Genomic DNA, 19,747 nt, shown 5'->3' with positions numbered 1-19,747 from the left:
CTGCTCTGTGAGATGAGATCTCAGGATACGGATATGTCTACCAGTCTGGTCGGGATTGTTTCGCGCTCAATCCGCAACCGACAAGAACTCTTGTTCAAGAAGTCTTGTTATAGCTAGGCTGCCCGGCATGAGCCCTGCGAACCGGCGTTCCGCGGACGCCTCCGTGATCGCCGCGATCCATCATCCGCTCCGCCGCCGGCTGATCGACCACCTCGGCGTGAACGGCCCGTCGACCGCGTCCCGGCTGGCCGGCGCGACCGGCGAACTGGTCGGAAACGTCAGCCACCACTTGAAAGTGCTGGCCGCGGCCGGCGTGATCGAGGAGGCGCCGGAGCTGGCCAGGAATCGCCGGGAACGCTGGTGGCGGACGGCCAAGGTGTCGTACTCGTGGTCGATCGCGGACGCCGGCGGGGACCCGGCCGGCGAGCTGGTGGCGGCCACCGCCGAGGAGGCGAACCTGGGCCATCACGCCACCAAGGTGCGGCAGTGGTTCGAGCGCCGGCACGCCTACGACGACGCCTGGATCCGGGCCGCGTTCTCGACCGAGAGTTGGGTCACACTGACCCCCGAACGGCTCACCGAGCTCGGCGACCGCATCGGCGCGATCATCCAGGAGTACGTCGACGCGCCCGACTCCGGCGACGAGGTGGAGACCGTCTTCGTGTTCGCGCACGGCGTCCCGGCCCGGCCGTGACGACCACCGACGAGTACGCCGAGGTCGCGTTCCCGCCGTTGGGCCGGGACCGCCGGGTGCAAGGGTGGATCTTCTCGGCGGCGGTGTCGCAGATCGGGGATGTCGCCTGGTACGTCGGGCTGGCGTGGAGCGCGGCCCAGGTGACCACGCCGGCCGGCGCGGGCCTGGTGATGGGGATCGGCGCGTTGCCCCGGGCCTTGGTGCTCCTGTGGGGCGGAGCGCTGGCCGACCGGCTCGACGCCCGGCGGACGATGATCCTCGCCAACCTCGGCCGGATCGTCGTCCTGGCCACCGCGGGCGCGATCGTGCTGACGAGCGGCGTCACGCTGCCGCTTCTGCTGACCGTCGCGGTTCTCTTCGGCGTGATGGACGCGATCTACACGCCGGCCGCGGGGACGATTCCACGCCGGATGGTCCGCGGCGAGGACCTGGTGAAACTCGCCGCCGGGACCCAGCTCGCGAATCGGCTGGCCGTCTTCGTCGGCGCACCCCTGGGCGGCCTGCTCGTTGCGCACGGCGGGCTGGCCGCGGTGATGCTGGTGGACGCGCTGTCGTTCGCCGTGATCGCGGTCGCGCTGGCCTGGGTGGTCCGTCCCCGGTTGCCGCAACCGTCGTCGAGCGGCGCGTCGATCCGCGCTGACCTGCGCGACGGCTTCGGGTACCTGCGCCGCGACGTCTCGGCCCGGACCTTGGTGATCGCCTTCTTCGGGTTGAACCTGTGTGTCGGCCCGGTCATCGCGGTCGGCCTGGTGCAACGGACCCACGTCGACGGCTGGGGTGCCGGTGCACTCGGCTGGTTCCAGGCGTGCTCCGGGATCTCGGCCGCGCTCGGCGCCGTGATCGCGCTGCGCTGGAAACCACGCCGCCCGGCCCGGACGGGGTTGCTGCTGCTGATCCCGCAGGCGGCCGGGTGCGTCATGATTGGAGCCGTCCCGCGGGTCGTCGTGTTCGTGGCGATGGCGATGATCGGGATGACGGCCGGCCTGGCTTCCGCGCAGTTGTCCGGCGCGTTCCAGCAAACGATCGAGCCGGCGTTCCTCGGCCGGACGTCGAGCATCGTCAGCCTGTCCGACGAGGCCCTGATGCCACTGGCGATGACCGGCTTCGGCGCCCTGATCTCCCTGACCGACGTCACCTTCGCCTGCGCGGCACTGGGTACGGCGTTCGCGGTCCTGATGCTGTGGTCCGCCGCCCGCCTGAAGGGCTGACAGCGGTCGCCTCCCGGCATCGGGAGGCGACCGCGGTGGTCCGTAGATCAGCTGAGCTCGAGGCCCGGGTACAGCGGGTGCTTGTCGAGCATCTCGGCCGAGGCGGCGCGGGTCTTGTCGGCCACGCCGGCGGCCAGCTCGTACTTCGCCTTCGACGGCGCGCCGGCCGACGTGGTGGTCGGGGTGACGCTGGACAGCACGTCGGTGATCAGCTCGGCCACCCGGTCGAACTCGTCGGCGCCGAACCCGCGCGTGGTCAGCGCCGGCGTACCGATCCGGACGCCCGAGGTGTACCAGGCGCCGTTCGGATCGCGCGGGATCGCGTTCCGGTTGGTGACGATGCCCGCGTCCAGCAGCGCCGACTCGGCCTGCCGGCCGGTGATGCCGTACGACGAGACGTCCAGCAGCACCAGGTGGTTCTCGGTACCGTCGGTGACCAGCTTGACGCCACGCTTCATCAGGCCCTCGGCCAGGCTGACCGCGTTGTCGGCGACGGCCTGCGCGTAGGTCTGGAAGGACGGCTGCCGCGCCTCGGCCAAAGCGACGGCCTTGGCCGCCATCACGTGGCTGAGCGGACCACCGAGCACCATCGGGCAGCCACGGTCCACCGAGTCGGCGTACTCGGGCTGGCAGAGCACCATGCCGCCGCGCGGGCCGCGGAGCGACTTGTGCGTGGTGGTCGTGGTGACGTGCGCGTGCGGGATCGGGTCGAAGTCGCCGGTGAACACCTTGCCGGCGACGAGCCCGGCGAAGTGCGCCATGTCGACCATCAGGGTCGCGCCGACCTCGTCCGCGATCTCGCGCATCTTGGCGAAGTTCACCTTGCGCGGGTACGCGGAGTACCCGGCGATCAGGACCAGCGGCTTGAACTCACGGGCCGTCCGGGCGACCTCGTCGTAGTCCAGCAGGCCGGTCTCCGGGTCGGTGCCGTACGAGCTCTGGTGGAACATCTTGCCGGAGATGTTCGGCCGGAAGCCGTGGGTGAGGTGGCCGCCGGCGTCGAGCGACATGCCGAGCATCCGCTGGTCGCCGAGCGCCTTGCGGAGCTTGGTCCAGTCTTGTTCGGTCAGGTCGTTGACATGCTTGGCACTCGCCTCGGCCAGTGCCGGGGCCTCGATCCGCTGGGCCAGGATCGCCCAGAACGCGACCAGGTTGGCGTCGATCCCGGAGTGCGGCTGGACGTAGGCGTGCGGGGCGCCGAACAGCGCCTTCGCGTGGTCCGCGGCGGTCTGCTCGACGATGTCGACGTTCTGGCAGCCGGCGTAGAAGCGGTGCCCGATGGTGCCCTCGGCGTACTTGTCGGACAGCCAGTTGCCCATCGTCAGCAGGGTCGCGGGGGAGGCGTAGTTCTCACTCGCGATCAGTTTGAGCGAGGACCGCTGGTCCTCCAGCTCGGACCGGATGGCGCCCGCGATGGTGGGCTCCACCGCGCCGATCACCTCGAGGGCGCTGCGGTACGCCGCCGACGCGGCCGCGGCGTCGAAGGGTTGAGTCATCGTTGTCTCTCCTGAGGTTTGCACTGGGTCATCCCGTGGGTCGCCGGCACCCAGGCGCACGGTGCCCGCGTCTTCTCGCTCCCCGGTGGTTCTCCACCTCACGCGCCAGTCGCGACGCGGTAACCCTAGCGCGTCTCAGATCACCCGGTCGACGACGGTCGAGAACCGCGTGGTCCGCGGCAGCGTCCCGAACACGCCACCCCAGTCACCCGCGAGCCGGGACGCCACGAAAGCGTCGGCGACGTCGGGTGTCGAGTGGCGGACGAGCAGTGACGCCTGCAGGCACGCGGCCATCCGCGCGGCCAGCCGGCGAGCGCCCGCTTCGGCCTCGGAAACGTCGGCGAGCGACTCCAGGACGTCGGTCACCGCGGCGTCCAGGCGATGGTCGGCTCCACTGGCCGCACCGACCTCGGTCAGCCAGGCCTCCAGCGACTCCGGCCGGCGGAGCGCGCGGAGTACGTCGAGGGCGTTGACCGTGCCGGAGCCTTCCCAGATCGAGTTCAGCGGCGACTCCCGGTACAGCAACGGCAGCCCCGACTCCTCGACGTACCCGTTGCCACCGAGGCACTCCAGCGCCTCCGCGACCGTCATCGGGGTGCGCTTGCAGACCCAGAACTTCGCCAGCGGCAACGCGATCCGCCGGAACGCCGCGGCCTGTTCGTCCCCGGCCAGTGCGGCGTCGACCGCGGCCGCGAGCCGGATCGCGAGTGCGGTCGCCGCCTCGCTCTCGATCGCGAGGTCGGCCAGGACGTTCCGCATCGCCGGCTTGTCGCGCAGCAACCCGCCGAACGCGCTCCGGTACGACGTGTGCCAGGTCGCCTCGACCAGGGCGCGACGCATCAACGCCGCCGAGCCGAGGACACAGTCCAGCCGGGTCGCGGCGACCATCTCGATGATCGTCCGGACGCCGGCGCCCTCGTCGCCGAGCCGGTAGCCGAGCGTGTTGTGGAACTCGACCTCGCTGGACGCGTTCGACCGGTTGCCGAGCTTGTCCTTGAGCCGTTGCAGGGCAAACGTATTCCGGTTGCCGTCAGCAAGGACCCGGGGGACGACGAAGCAGCTGAGTCCCTCCGGCGCCTGGGCGAGTACGAGGAACACGTCCACCTGGGGGGCCGAGCAGAACCACTTGTGCCCGTTCAGCAGGTACTCGTCGCCGTTGCCCGACGGCGTCGCCGTGGTGAGGTTGGCCCGGACGTCGGATCCGCCTTGTTTCTCGGTCATCCCCATCCCCGCGAGCACGCCGGCCTTCTCCGCGGCGGGCAGCCGGCGCACGTCGTACGCGGTGGCGGCGAGGCCGGGGATCCACTCGGCGGCGAGGTGTTCGGAGGCGCGCAGGGCCGGGACCGCGGCGTACGTCATCGAGATCGGGCAGCCGTGGCCGGGCTCGACCTGGGACCACAGGTAGAAGCCGGCGGCGCGGGTGAGGTGGGGCGACGCCGCGGTACTCGTCCAGGGGGCCGCCTGCAGGCCGAAGCCGACGGCTCGCTCCATCAGCCAGTGCCAGGACGGGTGGAACTCCACCTCGTCGATCCGCCGGCCGTAGCGGTCGTGGGTCTTCAGGACAGGCGGGTTCTGGTTCGCGGGCAGCGCGTGCGCGAGGGCCTCCGGTGATCCCGCCAGCGCCCCGATCGCGGTCAGGCCGGGGTCGGCGGTCAGGTCGGCGAACGGGCGCAGAGCGTCACCGAGTGCCGTGTCCTGCGTGAAGAAGTTCACTCCCCGGAGTGGGGGAGCCTGATTCGTTACCGCGAAAGGGTCCGCCATGTCAGTACGGTAAGCGGTATGGCACGCTCTGGGTCAGCGCACGACGGAGGGACGTCGGTCTCCTTCGCGTGGGCCCGCAAGATCCCCGCGACGACCTGGAAGCTGATCACCCAGACCGTCGGTACCTGTCTGCGCTACCGCGTCACCGGCCTGGCCGCCGAGGCCGCGTTCTTCGCGATCCTCTCGCTGCCGCCGCTGATCTTCGGGCTGGCCGGCTCGATCGGTTACATCGCCAGCCGGTTCTTCGAGGTCGAGACGATCGGCGACATCAAACAGCAGATCGCCGAGCTGGCCGCTCGCGCGCTGACCGACGAGTCGGTCCAGGGCGTGATCGTGCCGACCCTGAACCAGGTCCTCGACGGTGGCCGGCCGGACGTCATCTCGATCGGTTTCGTGCTGGCGCTGTGGTCCGGCAGCCGCGCGCTGAACGTCTTCGTCGACACCATCACGATCATGTACGGGATGGGCGGCAAGCGCGGCATCGTCCGCACCCGCGCCTTGTCCTTCAGCCTGTACTGCGCGGCCCTGGTGATCGGCGTCATCGTGCTCCCGCTGGTGCTGGCCGGCCCGGACGCGGTCGACGCCGTGCTCCCGCAACGGGTCGACTTCCTGAACCAGCTGTACTGGCCGGTGGTCACGATCCTGTCGGCGGGCTTCCTGAACACCCTGTACCACCTGTCGGTCCCGGTGCGGACGCCCTGGGTCTCCGACCTGCCCGGCTCGTTCCTCGCGCTCTCGATCTGGATCCTGGGCAGCTTCGTGCTGCGCTGGATCCTGCAGAGCACGGTCGGCGGGACGTCGATCTACGGTCCGCTGGCGGCGCCGATCGCGGTCCTGATGTGGCTCTACATGACCGCGATCGCGGTCCTGATCGGCGCGGCCCTGAACGCGGTCGTCGACCGGCTGTGGCCGCACAAGTCCCGGCCGGACCGCGACGAGGCCGCGGCCGAGCCGGTGATGAAGGCCGAGTCCGACCACCACCAGGACCAGGTGATCAAGCCGGGCGAGCAGCGTCCCGAGATCCAGGTCGCCCGCGTCGTCGAGGGCCTCGGCGTACGGCCGGTCGCTCCTTCGGCCGAATCGCCGCCGGACGCGTCCGCCGAGACCGCCCCGGCTGAGCCGGCTCCGGTCGAGAAGGCCCCGGCGGAGAAGGCTGCGGCGGACAAGGAAGCGGTGGAGAACGCGCCGGAGAAGGTCAAGCATCCGAAGAACGCACCGCCGGAGCGCCCGGCCCCGGACAGCACGCGCCCGCGGCCGTCGACCCTCACACCGATGCCGGAGCGGGACGGCGAGCGGCCGGAGCGGAAGCGGGCCACGGACCGCAGCGGGGCGTCGGCCGGAAAACCCGGTGCGCCCACCGACGGTGAGAACCTACGCTGAACCCATCGCGACAGTCCGTCCCACCGACGGCAGGACAACAGAAGGGAGTTGAGCCAGCCATGAGCTTCGACCAGGCCACCAGGGCCGCCAACTCCCGTACCGTCCGTCCGCTGAGCTGATCTCGCGGCCGGACCTCCCGAAAGGTTCGTGGCACGATGTCAGCAAATCTTCAGGCCCTCGGTCTCGACGAGTCCACGACCGAGTTCCTCACCACCCTGCCGGGGTCCGCCGAACTGGTCCCCGGCCGCGTCAGCCGCGTCGACAAGGGCGTCTGCACCGTCCTCACCGAGGACGGTCCGGTCCGGGCCACTTGGTCCGGCACCATCCTGTCCGCGATCGCCGCCGACGTGCAGGCGATGCCCTGTACCGGCGACTGGGTCGCGTTGCGCTGGTGGCCGGACGACCGGATCACCCTCGAGGCGGTCGCGCCGAGGAAGTCCGCGATCGTCCGTGCCGAGGTCGGCGGCTCGTCCCGCGGCCAGGTGCTCGCCGCGAACGTCGACGTGATCGCGATCGTCGTCGGCCTCGAACCCGAGCCCAACATCGGCCGGATCGAGCGCTTCCTCGCCCTCGCCTGGGAGAGCGGCGCCCGGCCGGTCGTCGTCCTCACCAAGGCCGACCTCGTCGGGGACGCGGACGCCGTCGCCGAGGACGTCGCCACGGCCGCTCCCGGGGCCGATGTGCTGGTCTGCAGCGCGACCACGGGGGAGGGGCTGGAGGAAGTCCGGGCCCTCCTCGCCGGCGACGCCACGATGGCTCTGCTCGGCGTCAGTGGCGCCGGCAAGTCGTCCCTGGTGAACGCGCTCGCCGGAGTCGAGCTGCTCGACGTCCGGTCCATCCGCGACGACGGCAAGGGCCGGCACACCTCGGTACGCCGCGAGCTCATCCAGCTGCCGCAGGGCGGGGTCGTCATCGACACCCCGGGACTGCGGGGCGTGGGCCTGCAGGAGTTCGGGGAGGGCGTGGATGCCGCGTTCCCGGACATCGCCTCGCTGGCCGAGCAGTGCAAGTTCAAGGACTGCGTGCACGTCACCGAACCAGGTTGCGCGGTGCAGGCCGCGCTCGAGGACGGCACGCTGCCGATCCGCCGGTACGAGAGCTGGCAGCGGTTGCAACGCGAGGCCGCGTTCATGGCTCGGCGGTCGGATGCACGGCTCCGCGTCGAGGCGAGGAAGCAGTGGGTCCGCCAGACCAAGGAGTACCGCCGCGACATCAAGCCGCGACCGTAGACCCGCCGGTCCGGGCCCGGTGGTGCTGTGCCTGAATGAAAGACTTCCGGCATGGATCGTCGGGTATTGGTGACCGGGGCATCGCGGGGGATCGGTGCGGCTACGGCGAAGGCGTTCGCGGCCGTGGGGGATCGCGTCGCCGTGCACTACGGCAGTTCCCGCGAGGCAGCGACCGCGGTGCTGAAGGAGTTGCCGGGTGATGGCCACGCCTTGGTCCACGCGGATCTCGGCGACCCGGCCGCCGTCGAGCGGATGGTCGACGAGGCCGCCGCGGAGCTCGGGCGGATCGACGTCCTGGTGAACAACGCGGCCGTGTACGAGCCGCACCCGATCCGCGCTTCGTCGTACGAGGAATGGCAGCGGGCGTGGGCCACGACGCTCGGGGTGAACCTGGTCGGCGCCGCGAACGTCACCTGGTGGACGGTACGCCACATGGGCCGTGGCGGCCGCATCGTGAACGTGTCCTCGCGCGGCGCGTTCCGCGGGGAGCCGAACCAGCCCGCGTACGGCGCGAGCAAGGCCGGCCTGGTGTCGTTGACCCAGTCACTCGCGCGGTCGCTGGGTCCGGAAGGGATCGCGGTGACGGCGATCGCGCCGGGCTGGACGACGACGGACATGGCGGCCGGCGCGTTGGCGGGGGACGGGTACGAGCGCCGGCGGATGGAGAGCCCGTTGGAACGGGTGGCCTCGCCCGATGAGGTGGCGGCCGCGATCGTCTATCTGGCGTCGGCGCAGGCGGAGTTCGCGACGGGGACGGTGCTGGACTTCAACGGTGGGTCTCACTTGCGCATGTGAAGCTGCGCGAACTCGTCGGCGGTCATCCCGAAGACGATCAGGTCCTGGTACGCACCGTCGAGGAACTCGTGGTCGCGCAGGCACCCTTCCTGCTGGAACCCGAGCCGCTCGTGCAGCGCCAGGGAAGCCTTGTTGTACGCGTAAACGCCGGCCTCGGCCTTGTGGTACCGGCGCTCGTTGAACATGTACCGGAGCAGGATCTTCACCGCGTCGGTGGCGTACCCGCGCCGGTGGTAGTCCCGCCCGATCGCGACCCCGTAACTGAACCGCCCGGCGCGCAGATCCGTCTCCCCGGTGGACAGCGCGCCGACCAGCGTGTCGGTCTCGAGCGCCTCGATCGCGAGCTGCATCCGATCCTGCTCGATCTGCCGGGTCGACTGCTCCTCGGCCCAAGCCAGCGAAGCAGCGGCGGACCGCGGCGGATGAATCATGTCGGCGTCCCGCTGCACCTCACTGTCCTGATCGAACCGCTGGAAATCACTCCAGTCCTCAGCCTCGATCCCGCGCAACCGAACCCGCTCCCCAGCCCAGATCAACCCCATACAAAAGATTCAAGCACCCGACCCCCACCCGGTCCACGGGATATGAACCCGCAAGCCCGCACGAAGAGGGGCGACTGGAGAGATCAACCACAGCTGAAGAGATAACGCGACACCAGCCACGGGCGGAAGGCGGCCGCGATATCAGCCGCGGGGGGAAGGGTGGCCGCGACATCAGCCGCAGGGGGAAGGATGGCCGCGACATCAGCCGTAGGCGACCGAAAGGGGGTGTGGGTGGCGAAGCCCCCACCCCGCGCCAAGCGAAGCGCAGGCGCCAAACAAAAAGGAAGCGGCGAGGCTCACGCATTCCGTGAGCACACGCCGCCTGCCGCTTCCGTGGACGATACTGGGATCGAACCAGTGACCTCTTCCGTGTCAGGGAAGCGCGCTACCGCTGCGCCAATCGTCCGAGCTGAATCGAGGTGGAGACGGGATTCGAACCCGTGTACACGGCTTTGCAGGCCGTTGCCTCGCCTCTCGGCCACTCCACCACAGAGTCTCAAGGCCTGCTGACCTCGTCCGAGCGGACGACCGGGTTCGAACCGGCGACCTCAACCTTGGCAAGGTTGCGCTCTACCAACTGAGCTACGTCCGCATTCGCTTCGAGCTGTTCTGCTCGGTGCGAGAGCAGAACAGTAGCGCACTTTCGGCCACTTCAAAAACCGAGTATCCGGGGTGTCGCGCTCAGCTCCCGCCGAGCGGCGAAAATGTCACACGGGTCACACCAGCCCCACCGATCCCGCCACACCAAACCCCCGCGAACCGCACAATGTCTGACACCGGACCACCACCGACCAGGAGGACCCAGCAGTGACCGACCCGGCACGCCCACCAGCGACCCGCAAGGCCGACACCCTGGCCCGTCTCACCAAGGACGTCGACGCCTGGATCTCGACCGCCAACGAGGACGGCAGCCCGTACCTGATGCCCCTGAGTTTCCTCTGGAACGGCGAGACGCTCCTGATCTCCACGGCCCGCAAGAACCCCACCAGCCGCAACCTCCTGCGCACCGGCCAGGTCCACCTCTCCCTGGACGGCACCAGGGACGTCATCCTCATCACCGGCACAGCAGAACAAGCCCACCCCACCGACCAAGAAGCCGAAGCCTTCGCCACCAAGGCCGGCTTCGACCCCCGCCAGAGCAACTACCCCTACTTCAAGATCACCCCGCTCACCATCCAAGCCTGGCGAGAAGTCAACGAACTCCAAGCCAGAAACCTGATGAAGGATGGAACCTGGCTCGTCTAGTCACGCCAACCATGGCCGGCCACAGCCGCAAGGCGACCGGCCAGGGACAGGAGCAAGACCGCGGCGATCATCCAAAGCGAGGAAGGCGGACCGCAACATCAGCCAGGGCCGGGAGGGTGGGCACGACAACAGCCAGGGCCGGAAGGGTGGGCACGACAACAGCCAGGGCCGGAAGGGTGGGCACGACATCAGCCACAGACGGCCGAAAGGGGGTGTGGGTGGCGAAGCCCCCACTCCGCGCCAAGCGAAGCGCAGGCGCCAAACAAAAAGGAAGCGGCCCTGCTCGCGCACTCCGCGAGCACAGACCGCCTGCCGGTTCCGTGGACGATACTGGGATCGAACCAGTGACCTCTTCCGTGTCAGGGAAGCGCGCTACCGCTGCGCCAATCGTCCTAGCTATTGAGGGATGTCGAGGTGGAGACGGGATTCGAACCCGTGTACACGGCTTTGCAGGCCGTTGCCTCGCCTCTCGGCCACTCCACCAGTGAGAAAGCTGGCCTGCCGAACCCTCTCCGAGCGGACGACCGGGTTCGAACCGGCGACCTCAACCTTGGCAAGGTTGCGCTCTACCAACTGAGCTACGTCCGCGTTGCGACCGGGTTTTTCTTTCCCCCGGCGCGAGAAGAACATTAGCCCATCGGGGCCCCAACACAAAAATCGGGGGTCCCCTTCTGGCCCACGTCCCGTCACCGGACGATCACCCCACGACAGCCTCGGAGACCCCGAATCCCAAGCCTGTAAGACGAAACGCGACGCCCGCCCCGGACGGTACCGGCGTACGGAAGTGATCGAGGGGTGAGAAGCGGGTCCGAACCGGCCTTCACGGCGGACACTGGAAGGAACGTCGGCAGGGCGTTCGCGCGACGAGTGGCACCGCGGGCGGGCCGTCGACGGGGGAGCACTAAGGTGTCCCCGGGTTTGGAAGGAGTGCCGATGATCGTCTGGCTGAACGGCGCGCTGGTCGAGGATCCCGCGATGGCGGGGATCTCCCCGTTGGACCACGGAATCACCACGGGTGACGGGGTGTTCGAGACGCTGAAGATCGTGGCCGGGCAACCGTTCGCGGTGACGCGGCATCTGCGCCGGCTGGTCTCTTCGGCGACCGGGCTCGGGTTGCCGGAGCCGGACGTCGGTCAGGTCGAGCAGGCGATCGCCGCGGTGGTGAAGGCGGATCCCGACATCGCGTTCGGCCGGCTCCGCATCACGTACACGGGTGGCGTCTCGCCGTTGTCCTCGGACCGCGGCAAGGACGGGCCGACGGTGGTGGTCGCGTCCCAGGCGATCCAGCCGCCGGCGCCGACGACCGCGGTCGTCACGGTCCCGTGGGTACGCAACGAGCGCAGCGCCGTCGCCGGGCTGAAGACGACCTCGTACGCCGAGAACGTGCGCGCGCTCGCCTATGCCAAGGAGCGCGGCGGCACCGAGGCGATCTTCGCGAACACGGTCGGGCAGCTCTGCGAAGGCACCGGCACGAACGTCTTCTGCGTGTTCGACGGTGAACTGGTCACGCCGCCGCTGGAATCCGGGCCCCTGGCCGGGATTACGCGCGCCCTGGTGATCGAGTGGGCGGGCGCCGTGGAGCGCGACGTACCGCTGGAGGCGCTGTACGAGGCGGACGAGCTCTTCCTGACGTCGACGACGCGGGACGTCCAAGGGATCCACCGGGTCGACCAGCGCGACCTGACCGCGCCCGGGGAAGTCACGGCGGCGGTCGCGAAGGTGTTCGCGGACCGGTCGGCCGAGCACCTCGACCCGTAGATCGCCCAAGTAGAAGAACCGGCCGGCGACCTCGCGGTACGTGGTCGGCTGGACCGGTTCAGTGAACGGGCGAGCGGATTCGCCGGACGGCTCCCGCGCGGTGATGGGGGAGCTGGCTACTCGCCGGAGGCCTTGCGGCGCTCGCGGTACGCCGCGACGTGCAGGCGGTTGCCACACGTCCGGGCGTCGCAGTAGCGCTTGGAACGGTTCCGCGACAGGTCGATCAGCGCGTCGTCGCAGTCCGGCGCCTCACAGCGGCGGAGCCGTTCGCGTTCGCCGGCCGAGATCACCTGGGCGAGCGCGATCCCGCACTCCACCGTGATCCGGCAGGTCAACGACGAACCGTCCCGCGAATAGTGGATGTGCCACGGATGACCGTCGTGGTTGGTCAGCCGTGGAGTCGTCGTCCCGCGCGCCACGATCGCGTTGATCATCGCGGCGGCCTCGGCGTCGGAGGTCGTCGTGAAGACCGGCGCGAACAGTGGCCGGAGCGCCCGGACCTCCTGCAGATCCGTGTCGGTCAGAGTCCCGACCGCGCTGAACTCCCGCTCCTGGACGAACTTCTCCAGCTCCTCGAGCTCCTCCAACGTGTCGACCTGGCTGTTCGGCCCGGGCAGCGTGTTCACCAGCCGGACCAGCGTGCCGAGCGCGTGCTCGGTGTCGTGCGAAAAAGTCACAATCACGTCTCCAACGCGACGGGGTCTCCGTCTTGCAGCAAGAGTAGCCCGACCCGATTCGTACGTCGCGGAATCATGCGCTATGGTTTCACCCGCAAGGCAACACCAGCACCACCCGTAAGGGCGATTGGCGCAGTGGTAGCGCGCTTCGTTCACACCGAAGAGGTCACTGGTTCGAACCCAGTATCGCCCACGGAATCGGCAGGCGGCGTGTGCTCACGGAGTGCGTGAGCCTCGCCGCTTCCTTCATTTTTGCGCCTGCGCTTCGCTTGGCGCGTTGCGGGGGCTTCGCCACCCGCACCCCCTTGTCTGGGGCTGGTCGCCGCGGTGGTCCTCCCGCTTCTGGCTGATGTCGCGATCACCCTTCCGGTTGTGGTTCTGGTTCTTTTGCTCCTGCGTATTGCTTCGTGAGGAGCTTGTATTGGGGGGTTCTGAGGGCTGCTGCTGCCAGGAGGATGCAGGCTAGGCCGGCTGTGAGCATGATGAGGGCTATTCCTCGGGAGTCGCCTGTGCCCAGGAGCCAGGACCAGGTTTCTTGGCGGGGTTCGGATTGGAAGGCCGGGATGATCCAGAGTTCGGCCAGGGGGGCTATGAGGAGGGCTGTGATGGGGGCTGAGGCGGCTTCGAAGGTCATGGCGAAGCCGAAGACTCTTCCTTGCTTCTCGTAGGGGACCACTCGCTGGATGACGGTTTGCTCTGCTGCTTCCACTGCGGGCATCAGGGCCATGGTGAGCCAGAGGCCGGCTACGAAGAGCCAGCCCCATTCGCGGATGGTGAAGAGGGCGCTGATGGCGCCGATGGCGGTGACCATCAGGAGCATGGTTCTGATCGGGTTCTTGCCGAGGCCTTTCGTGGCGACGAGGGCGCCACCTACGAAGATGCCTGTCGAGGACGCGGCGAACCAGATGCCCCAGCCTTGGACGCCGTACATGTCGATGCCGTACGGGGTCCATGAGGGCCATGGAGACGCCGCCGAAGAGGTTGTTCAGGGTGGTGAAGAGGACCAGGGCAAGCAGGCCGGGGACGGCGATGAGGGCCAGCCAGCCGCCGCGGACGTCGACCCAGCGGAGTTGCTGATCGCCGTGGACGATCTCGGGTTCGGGGATGCGCAGCGCGATCAGGTGGAGCAGTGTGAGGGCCAGCGCGGAGACGCCGATGACGAGGGTCCAGCCCATACCGAGGAAGCCGACCGACAGGCCGCTGAACACGCTGGTGACGAGCATGGCGACGCCCTGGACGGTACCGACCAGGCCGTTCGCGTTGGCGTGGCGCTCGTCGGGGACCAGGAGCGTCACCGTGGTCGAGAGGGCGATGCCGCGGAGTTGCTCGACGACCGCGCCCGCGAGCATGACGACGGCGAAGATCCAGAACCACGGCTGGGTCAGGTCGGCGATGCGGTCCTCGCCCATCGCGAAGAAGAACGCGGAGTCGAGCAAGAAGACCACCAAGGCGGCCAGGGTCGCCCACACCATCACCGCCTTCTTGCGGAAGCGGTCGACCAGGGTGCCGAAGAACAGGCTGAACACCGAGACGAACAGCATGTACGACGCGCCGCTCACCCCGGTCGCGATCACGTTGCGGGTCTCCGCGTAGATCCAGAACGTCAGCGCGAACCAGAGGAAGCTGGTCGTCACGTTCGCGATCGCGGTGTTGACCAGGACCTGCACGAAGATGCGGAATCCGTTCGGCGGCCGGGTGGGTGGCACAGCTGCTCCTCCTGGGCGAGGTGATCAGTAGTAGCGGCGGAGTTCCGGCCAGAGGGCTGACCAGGGTTTGGTGGGGCCGGTACAGCGGACGATCACCGAGCCTTGCTCCTGGTTGTCCACGTCCTGGCCGTTGGCGATCTCCGCCACCGGGGTGCAGGTGCCGAAGTGCGCTTCGTAGCCAGGGCTGCGTTCTTGCAGGAGCAGGAGTACCGGGCCGGTCTTGTCGTCCGGGGGAACGGCCCAGTCCGCGAAACTCATGTGGCCCGAGTACGGCCGCGGAAGGCCTTCGGCCGGGCCGTACTTGATCAGGGCACCGGCCTGCCCGTAGTTGGTGGCGAACAGGACGGCGGTCTGCTGCTCGGACTCGGGGAGCTGGTTCCAGGTCTGGGCGACCGTGCTGACCAGTTCGGGCCAGCCGATCTGCTCGCCCTGTTCCGCGTTGATGGGAAGGACGAAGTTGACGGCCGAGGCAGGGAGGACCGGGAGCGTGAAGGCCGCCGAGGTGATCGCGGTGAGGACAGCCGCGGCTCCCAAGGCGGTACGACGAGCCTGGGTGCGGCCGCGGTTCAGCCAGCCGATCGTCGGTTGGGCGCCCGCGGCAACGAGGATGAGCAGCAGCGGGAGCGCGTAGTACGGCTTGCCGCCGGTGGCGAGGACGATGACGCACAGCACCGGGTACGCGAGGGCGACCGGCCGGGACCAGCGCAGCGACGGGGTCCGCCAGAGGTGGAGGAACCCGGCGACCCAGATCGGGACCAGGAACGGCGAGAGCTGGGCGATCTGGAGCGGGACGAACATGATCCGGTTCTCGGTCCCGTCGTCCGCGCTGATCCCACCGGCCACGGTGAGCTGGGGCCAGCCGTTGGCGGCTTGCCAGATCAGGTTCGGGGCCGCGATCACGGCGGCGACCGCGATCCCGGCCGGGAGCCACCAGGTCTTCAGGACCGATCGCGGCCCGACGGCGACGACCGCGATCAGCAGAGCCGCCAACGGCAGCACCACGAGGTACTTGTTCTCCAGGGCGATCCCCGTGGTCAGGCCGAGCGCGAGCCACCAGCGGCCCTCGCCGGTCCGGAGCAGGCGGATCGCGAAGAGGCCGATCAGCATCCAGCCGAGCAGGTCGAAGGTGGCCGTGGACACCATGTGCCCGACACCGAGGACGAAGCCGGCCAGCGCGGTACAGCCCGCGGCGAGTACCTGGGCGCGTCGTTCGGCGCCGAACTCCCGGGCGATCAGGGCGACCACCACGATCGTCGCCGCGGCGGCCAGGGTGGCGACCACACGGAGTCCGGCAGGCGTGTCGCCGAAGACGGCCGTGGACAGCCGGGCCAGGAGCGGGGTGAACGGCGGCTGGTCGACGTATCCCCAGGCCAGGTGATCGCCGGCGACGAGGAAGTACAGCTCGTCGCGGTGATATCCGTAGCGGCCGGACAGCGCGGTGAGAACGGCCGCGACCCCGGCGGCCAGGACCAGGACAGGGACGGTGGCGAAGCCGGGAACCGACGGGCGCGTCATGACGGAATGCTGCCAGCCCGCCGGGTCTCACGGGCAGCATTTCCGGGCAGCAGGTTCGGGGGACGGTGGAACGGTTTCGTTTCGCGGAGCCCGCGCCGATACTGAGACGGAGGCAGGGGGAAGCCGATGGATCAGCTCGCGGTGGCCCGGCAGTCGTTCGACCGGCACAACTGGACGGAGTGCTACCTCACGCTCTCCGCCGCCGACGCGCGGACCCCGCTCGACGCCGACGACCTGCAGCGACTCGCCTCCGTCGCCCACCTGCTCGGCCGCGAACCCGAGAGCCTCGACGCCTGGACCCGCGCGTACGGGGCGTTGGCCGAGGCCGGCGCTGCGCCGAGAGCGGCGAGATGCGCGTTCTGGCTGGCGTTCCAGCTCTTCAATGCCGGCGAACACGCGCGGGGTGGCGGCTGGCTGACTCGGGCCCAGCGGCTCGTCGAAGGCCTGGACTGCGGGGACCGTGGCTATGTCCTCTGTGCCGCGGCGCATCAAACGCTTGCCATGGGCGACCCCGCCGGGGCGTACGCGATGTTCGGCGAGGCGATGGAGCTCGGGGAGAGGTTCGGGGAGCGGACGCTGTACGCGCTGGCCACGCTCGGACGCGGTCAGGCCGCCGTCGTGCTCGGGCGCACGGACGAGGCGATGGGGCTGCTCGACGAGGTGATGGTCACCGTGACCGCGGACGAGGTCGCGCCGGTCATCGCGGGGCTCGCGTATTGCGCGGTGATCATCGTCTGCCAGGAGACTTTCGACCTGCGGCGCGCGAACGAGTGGACGAACGCGCTGAGCCAATGGTGCGAGGTGCAGCCGGACGTGGTCGCGTACCGCGGGCTGTGCCTGGTCCATCGCGCCGAGGTGATGCAGTTGCACGGTGCGTGGTCGGACGCTCTGGCGGAAGCCGGGCGCGCTGCCGAGCGGTTGTCCGATCCGCCCCGACAGGAGGCCGTCGGGATGGCGCTCTACGTGCTGGCCGAGCTGCATCGGCTGCGCGGTGAGTGGCCGGAAGCCGAGGACCTGTACCGCCAGGCGAACCGGTCCGGGCGGCATCCCCAGCCCGGTCTCGCCCTGCTCCGGCTGGCCGAAGGGCGCGTCGACGCCGCGACGAGCGGGATCAAGCGAGCGCTCGACGAGGCCGCATCACCGCTCGACCGGGCGAAGCTGCTGCCGGCCGCCGTCGAGGTACTGCTGGCCGCCGGAGATCTGCAGGCCGCGAGCTCGGCGGCGGACGAGTTGACCGCGATCGCCGAACAGCTGGATCGGCCGTACCTCACCACGGTCGCCGCCCACAGCACCGGCGCGGTACTGCTTGCTGAGGGCAACGGGAGGGCCGCGCTCACCGAACTCAGGACGGCGTGCAGCGGCTGGCAGGAGTTGCAGGCCCCGTACGGCGTGGGTCGCGCTCGGGTCCTGCTCGCCCTGGCCTGCCGCGCGGCCGGCGACGAGGAAGGCTGCGAGTTCGAGCTGGACGCGGCCCGGGACTGCTTCGAGCAGCTCGGTGCGGCGCCGGACCTGGCCCGGCTGCCGGTGGTTGCCGCAGGCCCTCAATGCGGACTGACCGCGCGCGAGGTCGAGGTGCTCGCGTTGCTGGCGACCGGGGCGACCAACCGGGCGATCGCGACCGAGCTGGTGATCAGCGAGAAGACGGTGGCCCGGCACGTCAGCAACATCTTCGCCAAGCTCGACCTGTCCTCCCGGGCCGGCGCCACCGCGTACGCGTACGAACACGGGCTGGCCTGAGCCGCCTGGGTATTCCTACCCACGGGACGCGGTGCCGGATGGGCAGTTCGGCCGAAGCACGGGCACCGGGCGCGCTCCTACCGTCGGGGTCATCAGCACTCCGAGGGGACAGACCATGACCAACCAGTTCGAGGTTCGCGACCCGACCACGGCGGGCCGCCAGGAGCACATCGACACCGTGGTGATCGGCGCCGGACAGGCCGGGCTCGCGCTCGGCTACCACCTGGCGCGCAAGAGACAGCAGTTCGTGATCCTCGACGAGAACGCCCGCGTCGGCGACGGCTGGCGACGCCGGTACGAGTCGCTCCGGCTGTACTCGCCGGCGAAGTACGACGCGTTGCCGGGTGGGCGGTTCCCGCTGGACCGGTACGAGTTCCCGACCGGCCTGCAACTGGCCGACTACCTGGAGGGGTACGCGGCGGAGCACCGGTTGCCGGTGCGCTCCCGCGTCTACGTGGACGGGCTGCGCCAGGACGGGACGGGATACGTGGTGTCCACGAACGAGGGCGAGGTCGCGGCGGATCAGGTGGTCGTCGCGACCGGGGGACAGCACCTGCCGCACACACCCGAGTTCGCGGCCGAGCTGGACCCGGGGATCCGGCAGCTGCACTCCTCGGAGTACCGGAATCCGTCGCAGCTCCTGCCGTGTGACGTCCTCGTCGTCGGCGCGAGCCACTCCGGCGCGGACCTGGCCCTGGAGATCGCGAGGTCGGGGCACCGCACCACGCTGTCCGGGCCGGTGCACGGTGAGCTCCCGTTCCAGCTGGAGGGCAAGCCGGCTCGGCAGGTCCTCAAGGTGCTGTGGTTCCTCGCGAACCACGTCCTCACCGTGCGCACGCCGATGGGCCGGAAGATGCAGACCGGCGTACGTAGCGAGGGCGGCCCGCTGCTGCGGGTGAAGACCGTGGACCTCGACGAGGCCGGGGTGGACCGGACCGAGGGCAAGGTGGTCGGTGTCCGGGACGGGCTGCCGGTACTCGCCGACGGCCGGGTGCTCGACGTGGAGAACGTGATCTGGTGTACCGGCTTCCGCCGCGACTTCGGCTGGATCGACGGCCCCGTCCTCGGCGAGGACGGCTGGCCCGCGCAGTACCGCGGTGTCTCGTCGACGATGCCGGGGCTGTACTTCCTCGGCCTGCTCTTCCAGTACGCCTTCGCCTCGATGCTCACCGGAGGCGCCGGCCGCGACGCCGCCTACGTCGCCCACCACATCGCCACCCGCACCAAGACCGAACTCAAGGTGTAGGGGACAGCACAGGAGCCTCTCCGCGATCGAGCCGCAGTACTCGACCGGCGAGGCTCTCGTCCGTCACGAACCGCACGACCGCGTCGGTGAGGACGGCGAGCGGTACGAGATCGGGTCCGCGTTCGTTCGCCGGAAGCGCGGCCTGCTCGGCGAGTCCGCGGTCGGTCGCCACCCAGTCGGGCACGATGCAGTTCACCCGCACCCCGTGGCTCTCCCGCAGTCCGGCGAGCGTCGTGGTGAAGCGAATCAGGCCCGCCTTGGCGGCGCTGTACTCCGGCGAGACGTGCGGACCGTAGCCGGCACCGGCGGTGGAGCCGATGTTGATCACGGCTCCACCGCCCGCCCTCCGCATCGATTCGAGCACCAACTGCGTGGCCAGCATCGGGGCCCGCAGGTTGAGCTCGAGTGAGGCGGTCCAGCGCTCGGGATCCGCGTCGGGGAAGCAGGGCCGGAGCTGGGGGCCGCCGCCTGCGTTGTTCACCAGGATGTCGGGCTCGCAGCCGAGCAGGGCCGAGACGGCAAGGTCGTCCCGCAGGTCGGTCCGGACGAACCGCGCCGCAGGTCCGATCGCGGCGGCCACCTCCGCCCCGGCCTTCGCCTGCACGTCGGCGAGGACGACCTCCGCGCCCTCCGCGGCCAGGCGCTCGGCGATGGCTCGTCCTGTCCCGACCGCGGCGCCCGTGACGACGGCTCGCTTGCCGGCGATCCGCATGGTCGATCACCTCCGTGTCGCATCCTGCCGCGGCGCACCGACAGAC

16 protein-coding genes, 7 tRNA genes, 1 pseudogene and 1 riboswitch are annotated in these 19,747 nt (G+C 69.7%); of the genes and pseudogenes, 10 read left to right on the top strand and 14 right to left on the bottom strand.

Annotated features, from left to right (window positions below; all coding sequences use genetic code 11):
- Window positions 1–127: 127 nt before the first annotated feature.
- Both FB561_RS27340 and FB561_RS27335 read left to right on the top strand, forming a co-directional pair.
- The gene (locus FB561_RS27340; RefSeq protein ID WP_145811527.1) at window positions 128–694 is read left to right on the top strand and encodes an ArsR/SmtB family transcription factor; all 567 of its coding nucleotides are present in this window, start codon (window positions 128–130) and stop codon (window positions 692–694) included.
- Window positions 691–1,902 carry an MFS transporter gene (locus tag FB561_RS27335; protein ID WP_145811525.1) on the top strand — a complete coding sequence of 404 codons (1,212 nt, stop codon included), beginning with the start codon at window positions 691–693 and terminating at the stop codon, window positions 1,900–1,902. Before FB561_RS27340 ends, FB561_RS27335 begins: the two co-directional genes overlap by 4 nt.
- 47 nt (window positions 1,903–1,949) lie before the next feature.
- Here the strand turns inward: FB561_RS27335 and FB561_RS27330 are convergent, their stop codons facing one another.
- Both FB561_RS27330 and FB561_RS27325 read right to left on the bottom strand, forming a co-directional pair.
- On the bottom strand, window positions 1,950–3,398 hold the full coding sequence (locus FB561_RS27330) for a glycine hydroxymethyltransferase (protein ID WP_145811523.1): 1,449 nt from the start codon (window positions 3,396–3,398) through the stop codon (window positions 1,950–1,952).
- Window positions 3,399–3,439: 41 nt separating this feature from the next.
- A riboswitch (ZMP/ZTP riboswitch) is annotated at window positions 3,440–3,521 on the bottom strand.
- A 12-nt stretch (window positions 3,522–3,533) separates the two neighbouring features.
- The gene (locus FB561_RS27325; protein ID WP_145811522.1) at window positions 3,534–5,159 is read right to left on the bottom strand and encodes an acyl-CoA dehydrogenase family protein; all 1,626 of its coding nucleotides are present in this window, start codon (window positions 5,157–5,159) and stop codon (window positions 3,534–3,536) included.
- Window positions 5,160–5,177: 18 nt separating this feature from the next.
- Here FB561_RS27325 and FB561_RS27320 point away from each other — a divergent pair, with 18 nt between their 5' ends.
- The 3 genes from FB561_RS27320 to FB561_RS27310 all read left to right on the top strand — a co-directional run bounded on the left by FB561_RS27320 (window position 5,178) and on the right by FB561_RS27310 (window position 8,563).
- Entirely contained in the window at window positions 5,178–6,539 is a 1,362-nt protein-coding gene (locus FB561_RS27320; protein WP_145811520.1) for a YihY/virulence factor BrkB family protein, read from the top strand.
- A 155-nt stretch (window positions 6,540–6,694) separates the two neighbouring features.
- Window positions 6,695–7,768: a ribosome small subunit-dependent GTPase A gene (gene rsgA / locus FB561_RS27315; protein ID WP_145811518.1), complete on the top strand. Its 1,074-nt coding sequence runs from the start codon at window positions 6,695–6,697 to the stop codon at window positions 7,766–7,768.
- Window positions 7,769–7,819: 51 nt separating this feature from the next.
- On the top strand, window positions 7,820–8,563 hold the full coding sequence (locus FB561_RS27310) for an SDR family NAD(P)-dependent oxidoreductase (RefSeq protein WP_145811516.1): 744 nt from the start codon (window positions 7,820–7,822) through the stop codon (window positions 8,561–8,563).
- On the opposite strand, the gene FB561_RS27305 is transcribed toward FB561_RS27310, so the two are convergent.
- The 4 genes from FB561_RS27305 to FB561_RS27290 form a co-directional block, all read right to left on the bottom strand.
- Window positions 8,548–9,105: a GNAT family N-acetyltransferase gene (locus FB561_RS27305; protein ID WP_145811514.1), complete on the bottom strand. Its 558-nt coding sequence runs from the start codon at window positions 9,103–9,105 to the stop codon at window positions 8,548–8,550. The two genes, FB561_RS27310 and FB561_RS27305, sit on opposite strands and share 16 nt — an antisense overlap.
- A gap of 334 nt (window positions 9,106–9,439) precedes the next feature.
- Window positions 9,440–9,511: transfer RNA gene (locus FB561_RS27300), tRNA-Val, on the bottom strand.
- 11 nt (window positions 9,512–9,522) lie between these two features.
- A tRNA-Cys gene (locus tag FB561_RS27295) sits at window positions 9,523–9,593 on the bottom strand.
- 31 nt (window positions 9,594–9,624) lie between these two features.
- Window positions 9,625–9,697 (bottom strand) — tRNA-Gly (locus FB561_RS27290).
- Between the two features lie 215 nt (window positions 9,698–9,912).
- Between FB561_RS27290 and FB561_RS27285 the strand changes: the two genes are divergently transcribed.
- Window positions 9,913–10,350 (top strand): pyridoxamine 5'-phosphate oxidase family protein, encoded by a 438-nt coding sequence (locus FB561_RS27285; protein ID WP_145811512.1) that lies wholly within the window; start codon window positions 9,913–9,915, stop codon window positions 10,348–10,350.
- Between the two features lie 321 nt (window positions 10,351–10,671).
- Here the strand turns inward: FB561_RS27285 and FB561_RS27280 are convergent.
- The 3 genes from FB561_RS27280 to FB561_RS27270 all read right to left on the bottom strand — a co-directional run bounded on the left by FB561_RS27280 (window position 10,672) and on the right by FB561_RS27270 (window position 10,938).
- Window positions 10,672–10,743, bottom strand: a tRNA-Val gene (locus tag FB561_RS27280).
- 19 nt (window positions 10,744–10,762) lie between these two features.
- Window positions 10,763–10,833: transfer RNA gene (locus FB561_RS27275), tRNA-Cys, on the bottom strand.
- 32 nt (window positions 10,834–10,865) lie between these two features.
- Window positions 10,866–10,938: transfer RNA gene (locus FB561_RS27270), tRNA-Gly, on the bottom strand.
- Between the two features lie 345 nt (window positions 10,939–11,283).
- On the opposite strand from FB561_RS27270, the gene FB561_RS27265 reads away from it, so the two are divergent.
- The gene (locus FB561_RS27265; RefSeq protein ID WP_145811510.1) at window positions 11,284–12,108 is read left to right on the top strand and encodes an aminotransferase class IV; all 825 of its coding nucleotides are present in this window, start codon (window positions 11,284–11,286) and stop codon (window positions 12,106–12,108) included.
- A gap of 116 nt (window positions 12,109–12,224) precedes the next feature.
- Here FB561_RS27265 and FB561_RS27260 read toward each other — a convergent pair whose 3' ends face one another.
- Window positions 12,225–12,791, bottom strand: a complete 567-nt coding sequence (locus FB561_RS27260; protein ID WP_238335089.1) for a CGNR zinc finger domain-containing protein — start codon at window positions 12,789–12,791, stop codon at window positions 12,225–12,227.
- Between the two features lie 115 nt (window positions 12,792–12,906).
- Between FB561_RS27260 and FB561_RS27255 the strand changes: the two genes are divergently transcribed.
- Window positions 12,907–12,978, top strand: a tRNA-Val gene (locus tag FB561_RS27255).
- 165 nt (window positions 12,979–13,143) lie between these two features.
- Here FB561_RS27255 and FB561_RS38815 read toward each other — a convergent pair.
- The 3 genes and pseudogenes from FB561_RS38815 to FB561_RS27245 all read right to left on the bottom strand — a co-directional run bounded on the left by FB561_RS38815 (window position 13,144) and on the right by FB561_RS27245 (window position 16,006).
- On the bottom strand, window positions 13,144–13,716 hold the full coding sequence (locus FB561_RS38815; RefSeq protein WP_238335088.1) for an MFS transporter: 573 nt from the start codon (window positions 13,714–13,716) through the stop codon (window positions 13,144–13,146).
- Between the two features lie 103 nt (window positions 13,717–13,819).
- Window positions 13,820–14,419, bottom strand: a pseudogene (locus FB561_RS38810) (MFS transporter); the annotation flags it as partial.
- A gap of 96 nt (window positions 14,420–14,515) precedes the next feature.
- Complete coding sequence (locus FB561_RS27245; protein ID WP_145811508.1) at window positions 14,516–16,006, bottom strand: ArnT family glycosyltransferase; 1,491 nt, start codon at window positions 16,004–16,006, stop codon at window positions 14,516–14,518.
- A 126-nt stretch (window positions 16,007–16,132) separates the two neighbouring features.
- Here FB561_RS27245 and FB561_RS39050 point away from each other — a divergent pair, with 126 nt between their 5' ends.
- The gene (locus FB561_RS39050) at window positions 16,133–17,743 is read left to right on the top strand and encodes a LuxR family transcriptional regulator (protein ID WP_145811507.1); all 1,611 of its coding nucleotides are present in this window, start codon (window positions 16,133–16,135) and stop codon (window positions 17,741–17,743) included.
- A 115-nt stretch (window positions 17,744–17,858) separates the two neighbouring features.
- Window positions 17,859–18,989 (top strand): flavin-containing monooxygenase, encoded by a 1,131-nt coding sequence (locus FB561_RS27235; RefSeq protein ID WP_145811505.1) that lies wholly within the window; start codon window positions 17,859–17,861, stop codon window positions 18,987–18,989.
- Here the strand turns inward: FB561_RS27235 and FB561_RS27230 are convergent.
- Window positions 18,979–19,701, bottom strand: a complete 723-nt coding sequence (locus FB561_RS27230) for an SDR family NAD(P)-dependent oxidoreductase (protein ID WP_145811502.1) — start codon at window positions 19,699–19,701, stop codon at window positions 18,979–18,981. The genes FB561_RS27235 and FB561_RS27230 overlap by 11 nt on opposite strands.
- Window positions 19,702–19,747 lie beyond the last annotated feature (46 nt).

It is taken from the genome of Kribbella amoyensis, from assembly GCF_007828865.1.
Classification (GTDB): domain Bacteria; phylum Actinomycetota; class Actinomycetes; order Propionibacteriales; family Kribbellaceae; genus Kribbella; species Kribbella amoyensis.
This window is presented reverse-complemented; position numbering and strand designations above follow the sequence as displayed.